The organism is Sphingomonas sp. CV7422, assembly GCF_027945725.1.
Taxonomy (GTDB): domain Bacteria; phylum Pseudomonadota; class Alphaproteobacteria; order Sphingomonadales; family Sphingomonadaceae; genus Sphingomonas; species Sphingomonas kyungheensis.
In genome coordinates this window covers 120,471-133,710 of record NZ_CP115901.1, presented here as the reverse complement: position 1 = coordinate 133,710, position 13,240 = coordinate 120,471, and the positions used below count along the sequence as shown (strand labels likewise).

General features: G+C 66.1%; 7 protein-coding genes. 3 read left to right on the top strand and 4 right to left on the bottom strand.

Annotation, left to right across the window (positions count from 1 at the left end; translation table 11 throughout):
• Positions 1-24: 24 nt before the first annotated feature.
• The 3 genes from PBN85_RS17815 (at position 25) to PBN85_RS17805 (ending at position 6,261) form a co-directional block, all read left to right on the top strand.
• The gene (locus PBN85_RS17815) at positions 25-1,455 is read left to right on the top strand and encodes an IS1182 family transposase (RefSeq protein WP_271300925.1); all 1,431 of its coding nucleotides are present in this window, start codon (positions 25-27) and stop codon (positions 1,453-1,455) included.
• A gap of 991 nt (positions 1,456-2,446) precedes the next feature.
• Positions 2,447-5,020, top strand: a complete 2,574-nt coding sequence (locus PBN85_RS17810) for a TonB-dependent receptor (protein ID WP_271300924.1) — start codon at positions 2,447-2,449, stop codon at positions 5,018-5,020.
• A gap of 8 nt (positions 5,021-5,028) precedes the next feature.
• Positions 5,029-6,261, top strand: coding sequence for a histidine-type phosphatase (locus PBN85_RS17805; RefSeq protein ID WP_271300923.1), 1,233 nt, complete (start codon positions 5,029-5,031; stop codon positions 6,259-6,261).
• 206 nt (positions 6,262-6,467) lie between these two features.
• Here PBN85_RS17805 and PBN85_RS17800 read toward each other — a convergent pair whose 3' ends face one another.
• From PBN85_RS17800 to PBN85_RS17785, 4 genes are all read right to left on the bottom strand, one after another.
• Positions 6,468-7,979, bottom strand: a complete 1,512-nt coding sequence (locus PBN85_RS17800) for a tryptophan halogenase family protein (protein WP_271300922.1) — start codon at positions 7,977-7,979, stop codon at positions 6,468-6,470.
• The gene (locus PBN85_RS17795; protein ID WP_271300921.1) at positions 7,976-9,010 is read right to left on the bottom strand and encodes a cupin-like domain-containing protein; all 1,035 of its coding nucleotides are present in this window, start codon (positions 9,008-9,010) and stop codon (positions 7,976-7,978) included. Before PBN85_RS17795 ends, PBN85_RS17800 begins: the two co-directional genes overlap by 4 nt.
• Positions 9,007-9,732 (bottom strand): SapC family protein, encoded by a 726-nt coding sequence (locus PBN85_RS17790; RefSeq protein WP_037533509.1) that lies wholly within the window; start codon positions 9,730-9,732, stop codon positions 9,007-9,009. Before PBN85_RS17790 ends, PBN85_RS17795 begins: the two co-directional genes overlap by 4 nt.
• Before the next feature lie 133 nt (positions 9,733-9,865).
• Positions 9,866-13,078 (bottom strand): TonB-dependent receptor, encoded by a 3,213-nt coding sequence (locus PBN85_RS17785; RefSeq protein WP_271300920.1) that lies wholly within the window; start codon positions 13,076-13,078, stop codon positions 9,866-9,868.
• Positions 13,079-13,240 lie beyond the last annotated feature (162 nt).

Below are 13,240 nucleotides of genomic sequence, written 5' to 3'. Positions count from 1 at the left end.
GAGGACAGCGGATATACCGTGCCTATGGCATATATCGAAGGTCATGCTCGGGACCAGGCGCTGCTCCTGCCGGCGTCGGTCGAGGACTATGTGGGAGCGGACAATCCGGTGCGGTTTATCGACGCCTTCGTCGACGATCTCGATCTGGGCGGTGCCGGTTTTCTGCGGGCGCAACCAAAGGCGACGGGACGGCCGGGTTACGATCCAGCCGACATGCTCAAGCTGTACCTATACGGCTACCTCAACCGGGTGCGGTCGAGCCGGCGTCTGGCAGCGGAAGCGATACGCAATCTCGAGCTGATCTGGCTGCTGCGCGGGGTGCGGCCGGACTTTCGGACCATCGCCGATTTCCGCCGCGAAAACCGGGCCGCGTTCAAGGCGGTGTTCCGCGAGTTCGTGGTGCTGTGCCGCAAGCTCGACCTGTTCGGGCGCGAGCTGCTGGCGGTGGACGGCACGCGGCTGAAGGCGGTGAACAGCCGGGCGCGCAACTTCAGCCGGGAGCGGCTGGCGACGTATCTCGCGTCGGCCGACGCGCGACTGGAGCGATACCTGGCCGAGCTCGACCAGATCGACCGCGGTGAAGATGGTGCCGGCACCGGCCGTACCGACGCGCTGGGGACGAAGATCGCCAGACTACGTGAGCAGCGTCAGGCAAGCGTCGCGCTGCTCGGCCAAATTGAAGAGAGCGCCGAAGGGCAGATTTCGCTCACCGATCCCGATGCGCGCGCGATGGTCGCTCACGGCAAGGTCACCATCGGCTACAACGCGCAGGTGGCAGTCGATGCCAAACACAGCCTGATCGTCGAGCAGCATGTCACCAACGCCTGCAACGACATGGGCCTGCTGGCACCCACCGCCCGCGCGGCGATGGAAGTGCTCGACGTCGAGCGTATCGATGCCGTGGCGGACATGGGCTACCACAAGGGCGAGGACATCGAGGCCTGCGAAGCCGCCGGCATCACGCCGTACATTCCGCGCCCGCACCGGGGCGTCAACGTCAGCAACGGCCTCTTCCCCAAGGAGCGGTTTCGCTACGATCCGGCAGCAGATGCCTATCACTGCCCCGGTGGGCAGGTGCTCGACACCCGCTACAGCTCGGTGACGCGCGGGCATGTCACGATCCAGTATTCCAATCCTGCCGCCTGCGCCGGGTGCCAGATGAAGGCGCTGTGTACCAAGGGGCGCTGGCGACGCGTCAACCGCTGGGAGAAGGAAGAGATCATCGAGCGCATGGCCGAGCGCCTCGCAAAGCGACCAGACCTCCTCGTCGTCCGGCGTTCCACCGTCGAACACCCGTTCGGCACGATAAAACAATCGATGAACCAGGGGGCGTTCCTGATGCGCGGTCTGGAGAAGGTCCGTGCCGAGTTCAGCCTGACGGCACTCGCCTACAATATCAGGCGGGCCATCACCCTCATCGGCGTGCCGGGGATGATTCGGGCGGTGCAGGCCTGATCCACGCCGCCAGCTCCGCCCTCACGACGCCGGATATGGCCTCACAGTAGCCCATTTCACCCCATCGGAGCGCAAAAGCTGAAAAGCCCGCCCCCTTCAGACACCTCTCGGCCGGTGAACGTCCAGACCATAATCACAGGCGAGTTTTCGGACGGTCTGCATCCCAATCGGAACGGCGCGGGCCGTCTTGATAGCTGTTCCTCAACCAGGCACCCGGATTGTCGATTGCGCGACGAAGCCTGTATGATGTTCCGGATGGAAGAACGATCCGTTTCCATGACCAGCTTCGCCTACCGGACCTATAATCCTGTCCTTGGCGCTTCATTACTCGATATACACCCTTAGATGATCGAGGTCGGTTTTTCTAAATTACCATGAAAATGGGAGGTTAGGTCGGGCGAGGATGGAGGTTTCTCCTTTCCAAGATCACATCGGCTACAGGCGCTATACTTGGCTCAAGTACCTCCTACTTGTACTTTGAGTACTCAAGCGCTATAGGCAGATAGCCGGCTGCAACGGTGATCGGCAGCGCCTCGCCATAATCGTGACGATAGGGCAGAGCGTTTTCCGGGGTGAGGGTTGCGACTGTTCCGGATGTCAGTCGTCAATTGACGACATGTCCGCAGCGTCGTGCGCGCGCTGACGATATGGTCCGATATCGGCAGCAGGTATTTCGATCATGCGTCGCCCCACTCTCACGCTGACGGAACGCCAGCGGGTCGGATCGCAGGGCGAAGCCGATACCGGCCCCTGATCGCGCACCTGATCCCACGGATAGATTTGGCAAAGGCATAAGACCGATGTCGAACATCGGAGGCAGGCGGCCGAGCCGCTCTGCAACGCCGACCCCATGGGATCGGCCGTTGGTCCAGCCTGGGACGCCGACCACCTGACATAAAACCGTCACGGGTTTGTCGCCCAAGAGTCGTTTACAGCCACTAGGCGCCGCCCCGGCATGGCCGGGGGGAAGCAGGACGTGATCAGAATTTCGATGGCTGCGCTGGCGGCCGGGATCGCGGTGAGCGCGCTCTGCGTGACGACCGTCGACGCACAGACTGCGCCCGCGCCCGTGATGCCGGAGCGGGCGGATCTGGCGGAGCCCGCCGATATCGTCGTGACGGGCACCCGCGCTGGCGAACGCAAGGCGATCGAGGAGAAGCGCAAGGCCGACAATTTCGTCGACGCGATCTACGCCAACGATGTCGGCAAGCTGCCCGACCAGAACGTCGCCGAGGCCGTGCGCCGCATTCCCGGCCTGTCGGTCGCCAACGATCAGGGCGAAGGCCGCTATGTCATCATCCGTGGTATCAACCCGGATCTGGTCAACGTCACGCTCAACGGCATGACGCTCCCGGCGCCCGAGCCCGAGGGTCGACAGGTCAAGCTCGATGACATTCCCTCGGCACTCATCAGCGCGGTGGTCGTCACCAAGTCGCTGACCGCGGATCAGGATGCCAATGCGATCGGCGGCTCGGTCGACATCCGCACGCTGTCGGCGTTCGATCGCAACAAGGCCTATTTCGCCGATGCCCGTGCCGCCTATGGCTGGTCGAAGCTGAACGACGGGCATCCCTATGAGGGCGATATCCAGGTCGGCGGACTGTTCGGCCCGGACCGTCAGTTCGGTGCGGTCCTTTCGGTCAATTATTCGAAACGGCCGATCGAGTCCGAAAATTTCCAGGGTTCGACCAATTACCGTGTGCCTGTGGCGGCGAATGGCTTCGTCGTGCCCGATCAATATGGCCTGCGCGACTATAATTTGACGCGGACGCGCAAGGGGGCGGTGCTCAATCTCGACTGGCGGCCGAGCGATACGACCAAAGTCTTCCTGCGCGGTACCTATTCGGCGTTCGACGACAATGAGACGCGCGACCAGTTCATCATCGACAATGAATCCGCCTTCACCAACCAGACCGCGACGACCGGTACGTTCCGCGGCCGCGGCAGCGTGCGCGTGCGGCGACGCGAAGAGGCGGACAATACCAGGTCGGTGCAGGGCGGCGGTGAAATCGATCTCGGGCCGGGGCATGTGACGATCAGCGGCGGCTATGCGCGCGCGCAGAAGCGCGATCCTCTGCGCTCGGAATATAATTTCCGCACCGGCGGCACCGCGCTCACCGTCAATTACGACGTGTCCGGCACACCCTATGTCTTCGTGCCGGCCAATGCGGTGGCGCAGACCGCATACACCCTCAACAGCGTCAATTACGACCACCGGCTCGCGGTCGAGACGCTGGCGCAGGGGCGGATCGATTATTCGATCCCGCTGGCATGGGGCAGCGACGGGTCGTCGATCAAGATCGGCGCGAAATATCTCGACCGGCACAAGACCAACGATCGCGACTATGTCACCTATGGCCTGGCCGCGCGACGACCGTTCACGCTTGCCGACGTGTCCTATGTCGGTGACACGAGCTTCTACGGCAGCGACTATGCCTTCGGCCCGCGGATCGATTACGATCGCGGCCAGGCCTATCTTGCCGCCCATCCGGGCACGATCACCCTCAACACGGGGGGTTCGATCAATAACAGCCTTGCCAACGATTACGACGTCAGGGAGCGGATCGCCGCCGCCTATGCGATGGCGACGCTCAAGATCGAGAAGCTGACGCTCGTTCCCGGCATACGCATCGAGCAGACCCGCGATCGCAGCGCGGCAAAGCTCATCACCGCGAAATCGGCGCTCGATTCGGGGTTCAACAGCTTCGGTTCGAGACGGTATACGGACGTCTTCCCCGGTCTCAACGCCCGCTATGATGCGACCGACGACCTCGTCCTGCGCGGCGCGGTAACGACGTCGATCGGTCGCCCCAATTACGCCCAGCTCGCGCCGTTCGTCTCGGTCGACCAGACCACGAATCCCAATTCGGTGGCGCGCGGCAATCCGGACCTGAAGCCTTACAAAGCGCTCAATTTTGACGGCGCTTTGGAATATTATCTGCCGGGCCAGGGGCTGATCTCGCTCGGCGGCTTCTACAAGTCGCTCGACAACCCGATCTACGCCCAGTCCCTGCTCGGGCAGAGCGGCACGTTTGCCGGCCAGGCGCTGACCAACGCGACGGTATCGACCGCGCTCAACATCGACAAGGCGAAAGTCTACGGGGTGGAGGTCAATCTCCAGACCCGCTTCACGTTCCTGCCGTCGCCGCTCGACGGGTTCGGCGTCAGCGCCAATTACACCCGCATCTGGGGCAAGGGCGACGGCACGATCCTGGGCGCGGCGCCGCGGACCGGCGACATCCCGCTGTTCCTGCAATCGAAGCACGTCGGCACCGCCCAGATCTTCTACGAGAAATACGGCGTCGCGGTGCGGGCGGCCTTTTCCTATCGGTCGGCCTATCTCGACACGCTGGGATCCACCGCGGCGCTCGATCAATATACCGATGCCAATGGCCAGCTCGACGTCAACGCCAGCTATCAGGTGACGCCGGAATTGACGTTCTTCACGAGCGCGACGAACCTGACCGATGCGCCATGGCGCCGCTATATCGGTACGAAGGCGCAACTGGTCGAACGGGAACGCTATAGTGTTTCGTTCCGCTGGGGCGCGCAGCTCCACTTCTAGGATTCCCGATGCGATCGATCCTCCATATCGCCGCCGCGATCCTCCTGGCCTGGACCGGTTCGACCGTCGAGGCGCAGACCGGCCTGCGCGTCGACCGCGTCGTCATGCTGATGCGCCACGGCGTGCGCTCGCCGACCAAGGCGCCGCCGATGCCCGTGGGAACGGCGGCCGAGGCTTGGCCGGACTGGCCGGTCAAGCCGGGCTATCTCACGCCGCACGGGGCCGAGGCGCTGCGCCGTCTGGGTGAGGCGGATCGCGCGCGCTTCATCGCCGATGGCGTGATGCCGCGCACCGGCTGCGCGGCGCTGCACATCGTCGCCGACAGCGACCAGCGCACGATCGCGACCGCCGACGCCTGGGCCGCCGCAGTCGCCCCCGGCTGCGACGTCGACATCACGCATCGTCCGCAGGATGTCGCGGACCCGATCTTCTCGCCGATCGGCGAACGCGCGGTCGCCTTCGATGCCGAAACGGCGCGCCGGGCTGTCCTCGCGGATGCCGGACCCGACGGGATCGCCGGGGAGGAACGCCGCTTGCGCCCGGTACTGTCGCGGCTCGACACGATCCTGTGCGGACCGGCGCGCGCCGGCTGCGGTGTCGCCGGTGAACCGTCCGCGCTCGCGCCGGTCAAGCCTGGCAGCAGGCCGAAACTCTCCGGCGCGCTCGACCGCGCCTCGACCGTCGCGCAGATCCTGCTGCTGGAATATGCCGAGGGCATGCCGATGCGCGATGTCGGTTGGGGCCGGGCGACGGCCGCCGACATCGCCCGGGCGTCCGAACTCCACGCGGTCGAATTCCGGCTGCTCGCGCGCCCGCGCTATGTTGCCGCCGCGAACATGGCCGGCATCGCCCCGCTGATCCGCGACGCGCTCCGCGATGGACGGGCGGATGCGCCTGGGATCACGATGATCTCGGGACACGACACCAACGTGGCGAGCCTGGCCGGTCTGCTGGGCCTGCACTGGCAGGTCCCGGGGCTCGCCGCGGACGATCCGTCGCCGGGCGGCGCGATCGTGTTCGAGCGGTTGGTCGACGGATCGGGGCACCGCTATGTGCGTGCGGTCTACCGGTCCCAGACGCTCGATCAGATCCGCCTGCTCACCAGGTTCGACGGTGCGACACGGCCCTATCGCGCCGTGATACCGATAGCGACCTGCAACGCGCGCGGCGTCCGTGGCCTGTGCACGCTCGAGGCATTCGAGACCCTCATGACGGCAGGCGTCGCGGCTTCGGCACGATAGCGTGCCCGACGTGAGGATGGTTGCCCTCCACGACGCACGGTGCCGGCGGTGCCGGCGGTATCCTTCTTTAAAAGCGTCGTCCCATGATTGCCGAGAAGGGAGGTGTTGGACATCGCAAGGCAATCGCCAATCCTGATGACGCGCCCTTCGCGCGCCCTTGCTTCACGGCAGCCATTCTCCCCGATTCGCAAGTATGTCCGCACGAACTATCGGTGCGTCCTCGAAGAAGGAGGTCCCTTGCTGCGGAGATAGTCCTGCAGATACGTTTCGTGGGAGGGTAGGGCGTCGACCGATGCTGAGATACGCTGCCGGATACCCTGCAACACGGCGTTCAACTGGTTCGAAGGCATCAATCGCAGCAGCGGGTGATGGCTCGAGGCTGCGAGGCGCTGGCCTAGCATGACCTGCAACCACGATGCGACGCGGAACAGGTCGTGATCGGCCTGATAGGCATTGGCGCTGTCCCGGAACAGGGCGATGCGCTCGGCAAGACTGTCGGGAATCGCCATCGTCCGCCGGTCGCGCCAGAACGGCTCGTCGCGGCCGGTGAGATGATAATGGAGGATGATGAAGTCGCGCACGCCCTCGATCTCCTGCGCCGCCTGGCCATTGAAGCGCGCGATCGCCGCCGCGCTCGGCCGGCCGGCCGGCAGCAACTGGAGGAAGCGGGTCAATGCGATCATGATCAGGTGGATGCTGGTCGATTCGAGCGGCTCGACGAAGCCGCTCGCCAGGCTGAGCGCGATGCAATTGTGCTGCCATGCCGCCTTGCGCCGGCCGGTGCGGAAGCGGATCAGCCGCGGCTCGATCAGCGTCCTGCCCTCGGCGGACGCCAGCAGACGGGCGCGGGCGGCATCGTCGCTGAGATAGTCGGCGCAATAGACCAGCCCGGTGCCGACGCGATGCTGCAACGGGATCTTCCAGCGCCAGCCGGCATCGTGCGCGATCGCGCGCGTATAGGGCGGTGCCGGCCCGGTCGCCTCGGTCTGCATCGCCAGCGCGCGGTTGGTCGGCAGCCATTCGCCCCAGTTCTCGAACCCGACGCCGAGCGCCTCGCCGATCAGCAGCGCGCGGAAGCCGGTGCAATCGAAGAAGAGATCGCCCGGAACGGCGGTGCCGTCGGCGAGGATCAGCGTGGCGATGTCGCCGCTGTCGGCGTCGCGGACGACCCGGTCGATCCGCCCTTCGATCCGGCGCAGGCCGTTCGCCTCCGCCTTGCCGCGGAGGAAGTGCGCATAGCGACCCGCGTCGAAATGATAGGCATAATTGAGCGCGGGGGTGCCGCCGACGGCGAAGCGGTCGGCCGCCGCGGCCTCGTGTTCGTAGCAATAGGCGCCGAAGGGTTCGGCGATGCCGCGCGCCTGCGCCTCCAGCCAGAAATGGTGGAAATCGCTCATCCATGTCGACTGGCCGACGTCGCCGAAGGAATGGATGTAGCGATCGCCGTGGCGCGCCCAGTTCTCAAACGAGATGCCCAGTTTGAAACTGGCGCCGGTCGCCTCCATGAACTCGCGTTCGTCGACGCCGATCAGCGCATGGAAGGCGCGGACGGTCGGGATGGTCGATTCGCCGACGCCGACGGTGCCGATCTCGTCCGACTCGATCAGCGTGATCTCGGCGAACGGGCCGAGTTGACGGGTGAGGATCGCCGCCGCCAGCCAGCCGGCGGTGCCGCCGCCCGCGATGACGATGCGGCGCGGGGTCGCCGGCGCGGTCATCGGTTGATCCGCTGCAGCAGCTGCGCGCGCAGCAGCCGCGCCGTGCGCGCGTCGAGCGGGGCGAGCGCGCCCTGCGCCGGGGCGGGCAGGTGTGCCGCGGCGCGGCCGGCATCGCCAAAGACGTAATAGTCGAACATCGCCGCCCAGGACGCTTTCTCGGCCGGCGGCCGGTCGCGCAGGCTGAGCAGCGCGTGCAGGATCGTCGTCATCGGCGAGTCCATGAAGGCGGGCGACGCATTCCACCAATAATTGATCATGACGTTGAAGTCGGACAGCGCCTCGACGTGGTGCCACCACAGCGCGGGGTAGACGATCGCGTCCCCCGGCTCGAGCTCGGCGACACGGGCGTGCCGCTGCGCCTCGGCGAAGGCCGGGAAGCGATCGAGATCGGGCGCGCGGAAGTCGACCAGCGAGACGACCTGTCCGCCCGGCGTCGGCTCGAGCGGGCCGGGGTAGAGATTGGCGATCTGGTCCGGGGGGAAGAGCGTGAACCGGCGCCGGCCGACCGCGACGCAGGCGATGTTGTTCGACATGTCGTAATGCGCCGACGCGATGGTGCGCGTGCCGATCCAGATGCTGCGCAGCGCCTGGCCGAACACCGCCGCGTCGAGCGCGAGATCGTTGCCGGCCGCGGCGAGGCCCGGGAAGAACTGGCCGAGGTCGGTCGAGCCGACGTAGAAGGACGCGCCCGCCTCCGCCTCCACCCCGGCGAGCATGCGGCGCAGATAGGCGGCGAGATCGACACGCTCCGCGGCGAAGGCGAGGCGGGTGAGGCTGTCGTCGTAGAAATAGCGCCCGCCCGCCTCGGCCGGCGCGGTGTAGCCGACGCCCGGCTGACCGCTGTAGAAGGACAGCAGATAGTCCGCCGCGGCCGCGTCGCTTTGCCGCCCGGCGGTGACGATCGGCCAGTCGCGCACCAGCCCGCGCACGATCACCGGCTCGCCGTGCCGGACGAGCGCATCGGGATCGAACGGCGCGCCCGATGCCGCGACCTCGGCGACGCGCCGGTCGGTGATCGCGGCGGTGGTCATCGCGCCGCCCGCTGCGCCTTGAGCGCGATCAGCCGCTGGACGTTGCCGAGCGACGCCGCGGCGAGGATCGCGCCGGCGAGCAGGCCGTGCCGGTGCAGCCGCTCCAGCGGCTCGCCGGAAAGGTCGGCGAGCGCCTGCCGATCGACGGTGAATATGTCCGGCACCTCATAGGTCCGGCCGTCGTCGAGCGCGATCTGCAAGGTGATCGGGCGGAGCAGTCCCGCGTCGCGCCACGCGGCGCAGATCGCCGCGACCGTCTCCATGCCCTGATAGATCGTCCGCAGCACCTCGGTCATATGGTCGAGCAGCGGCGCGGTGCCGCCATGTTCCTTGAACAGCGGCAGGCCGTCCGCCGCGCCGACGCGCGGATCGGCGAGGTCGAGATGCACCATCGGACCGTCGTCGTCGCCCGCCTGCGTCGTGCCGACCGCGATCGAGAAGGGGCCGCGCCGCTGGAAGACCGGGACATAGTCGCTCGTCCAGCGATCCCCGGCGAGGAACAGATTCTCGTCGCGGTCGAGGCCGAGCAGCGCATAAGGCTGGATCGCACCGTCCTCCTCGCGGAAGATGATCGGGAAGGCGCGCTGCGCTTCCTCGAATTCGGACGGGAAGATCGGCGCTTGGTTGACGTCGTCGCCGAACGCCGCCCCGGCGCGGATCGCGACGCGCAGATCGGCATGATCGATGGTGTTGAGCAGCACGCGGTTCATCGCCGTCAGCATCTCTCTTTGTCTGTCTGTGATCCTGTCCCGGTCGCCGGCCTATCCTGCCGCGTCCGGGTCAGCAAGCGTCTTTCCGAAAAAAAGGGCCGCTCCGGAAGAGCGGCCCCAAGGGGAGGGGTAGAAAAGACCAAGTCTAGAAGCGATAGCGCGCGCCCAGCAACAGTCGCGGCTTGTTCTCCTGCGCGAAGAAGGTCTGGTTCTCCGAGCGGCCGAAGCTGCGTACCGATTCGCTCGTCAGGTTGATACCTTCCAGAGAGACGGCGATCTGTTGATTGATGTCCCAACTGACGTTGACATCGACGCTGCTGTACGGCGCGAAGAAGACCGGGTTGCGATCGGTGGTGCCGCCGCGGCCGATCTCGGACAGGAACTTGTCGCGCCAATTGTAGGTGAGGCGGGCCGACAGGCCGTTCTTGTCGTAGATCAGCGAGGCGTTGGCGGTGTCGGACAGGCCGAGCAGCGCGAACTGGTCCGCGGTCGGCGCCGCCAGCACGTCGATGCCGACGTTGCCGCGGACCAAAGTGTACGATGCCGCGACGCCGATCCCGGTCCGGCCGAAGAAATACTGGCCGGCGAATTCGGCGCCGTAGATTTCCGCGTCGCGGTTGTTGATCGGCGAGGCGATCGAGAAGATCGCCAGCGGATCGTTGGCATCCGGCGTGATGTCGACCGATCGCGACAGCTGGTCGAAATAGCCGCCGTTGACCGAGGTGCCCGAGCTGTTGGCGCGGATGTCGGCATCGGTCTGCGCGACGTTGCCGCCGTTCTGGACCAGCCGCGCCGTATAGCTGAACAGGTTGATGTCGGTCTTGTCGAGGCCGAGGCGGGTGAGCGCGGCGGCCGCCGTGCCCGACCGCGATCCCGCCGCCCCGGTGGTCGCGTCGCGCAGCCCGAACAGATTGCCGTTGGACAGGCCGGTGCCGACGAAGTTGCGCACCCGTTTGTCGAAGAAGCCCGCCGACAGGTAGCTCGACGACTTGAAATACCATTCCGCCGAGACGTCGAAATTGTCCGAGACGAGCGGGCGCAGATTGGGATTGCCGGTCGTTCCGTTCGGCTGGCCGCCGAACAGCGTCGCGCGGCTGCCGGCACCCGCGGTCGAGCTGACGAACTGGTCGCCGTAGGACGGCCGCGCGATCGTCTTGCTGAACGAGACGCGGGTGATGACGTTCTCGAACGGCGAGATCTGGAAATCGATCGCCGGCAGCAGATTGTCATAGCTGCCACGGCCGGTCAGCGGCGAGGCGACCGACGATCCCGGCACGTTGAAGTCGTTGTCCGACGTCCAGACGATCGCGGAGGGTCCGTTGACCAGCGAGAAGGCGCGCACCTTGGTGACCTCGTAGCGCGCGCCGACGACCAGCGTCGCGTCCGCGCCGGCGATCTGGCCCTTCCAGGTCAGCTGGCCATAGGCGGAGGCGATCTTCTCCTCGATGCGGTCGTCGTTCGCCGAGCCGGCGGTGACGGGATTGCCGCGCGCGGCATAGAGCGGCGAGAAGATGTTGTTCAGCGCCACCGCATTGCCACGGAAGGCGTTGAGGCCGGGGCCGGTGACGCCGGGCTTGAAGTGATCGAACTTGCAGACGAGGCAGAAGGTCTTGAGCAGACCGCCGGCCTGCGCCGCGACCTCGCCGGGATTGCTGATGCTCCAGTCGCCCAGCGTCTGGGTGGTCTGGGTGCGGGTCGAGCGCAGCTTCGAATCGATGTAGCTGCCGCCGAATTCGGCCTTGCTGCCGCCGCCGAGATCCCAGCCGAGGCCGATCTGCGCCTGGTTGATCGTCTGGATCTGCCGCGCCGAATTGGTGCGGGCGACCTGCGTGCCGAGATCGCCGGCATCGAGCTGGCCGTTGCAATTGCCGATCACCCGGCCCGGTCCGGCGCTGCTCGACAGCGCGTTGCAGTCGTTGATCGTCTCGCTGACCGAGGGGAAGCCGCGCGACCAGTCGATCGTCTGGCCGTTGACGACGTTCGCGCCCATCGAGAACAGCGTCGAGCTCGCGCCGTTCGACGCGTCCGGCAGCGCCTGCGACTTGGAATGCTGGATGTCGGCGACGAGCTTGAACTTGTCGGTGACGTCCCAGGCGGCGTTGAGGCCATATTCCTCAAGCTTGTCCTTGGTGGCGCGGAACTGCTGCTCGTAGCCGGTGTCCTTGGGATCGGGGACCGCCTGCGAGATGACCGTCGCGGTCGGCACCGGGCTGTTGTCGAAGGTGACGGTGCCGAACGGCCGGTTGAGCCAGTTGGTCTGATCCTGCCGCGCCTCGTTCTGCCGGTTCTGCGCCCACAGGACGTCGGCGGTCAGCAGCAGGTTGTCGACCGGGCGGAATTGCAGGACGCCCGAAGCGTTGATCCGCTCGCGGGTCGATTCGGAGAAATGGTAGCGGGCGTCGTTCGGGAAGGCGATCAGGCTGCCCGCGGCCGGGCGGTTGTTGATCACCGTATTGGCGCCGAAGATGTCGCCGGGATTGTCGATCGTGCGGATGTTCCAGGCGTTCGACGTCGAGCTGGCGGCGGCCGAATTGCGCTTCTGATAGCTGCCGAACAGCGCGACACCGAAGGTATCGCTATCATTTTTCCAGTTCAAAAGGCCCGACACTTCCGGCGTGACCTTGGCCAGGCCGTCTTCGTCCTTGGCGATGCTGGTGTCGTAGGACGCCTTGGCACCGATCGAGCCGGACAGGCCCGACTGGCGGGAATCGAGCGGCTTGCGGGTGATGACGTTGATCGTCGCGCCGATGCCGCCGGTCGGGATCGCGGCGCGCCCGGTCTTGTAGACCTCGAGCGTGCTGACGCCTTCCGACGCGAGATTGCCGAAGTCGAACGAACGGCCGGTCGCGGTCGCGAAATCGACGCTCTGGTCGCCGCCGACGCCTTGCAGATTGGTCGCGGGCAGCTGCCGGCCGTTGAGCGTCACCAGGTTGAAGCCGCCGCCGAAGCCGCGCGCGGTCACCTCGGCGCCCTCGCCGTTGACCCGGTTGATCGACACGCCGCTGACCCGCTGGAGCGATTCGGCGAGGTTGGTGTCCGGGAACTTGCCGATATCCTCGGCCGAGATCGCGTCGACGATGCCGTTCGAGTTGCGCTTGATGTCGATCGCGCGGTTGAGCGAGGCGCGGATGCCGGTGACGACGATGTCTTCGCTCGATCCTTCCGCGGTGGCGGTGGTGGCGCCGTCCTGCGCGGCGCGCGGCGCGTCTTCGGAACCCGGCTGCGCATTGGTGGCAGGCGCGTTGCTGTCGTCACCGCCGCCGACGACCTGCGCCGCGGCGGGCGTCGCGAGACACAATGCGATCGCGCCGACCGATGTCGTGCAGACGAGCGCCCTCAATGGCGAAAATCCCCTCATGCTTCCTCCCCTTACGGTCAAGCAGCCGCCTGTCGTCGGTGGCCCTCGCTTGCCTCGGCGCCAAGACCTACTGTCCTGTCCTACGTTGTCAATGGCAATAAAAGTATACGGATCATCGGTTCTTGCTGTCGCTTTATTATGTGCGACAAAACAACATTCGAT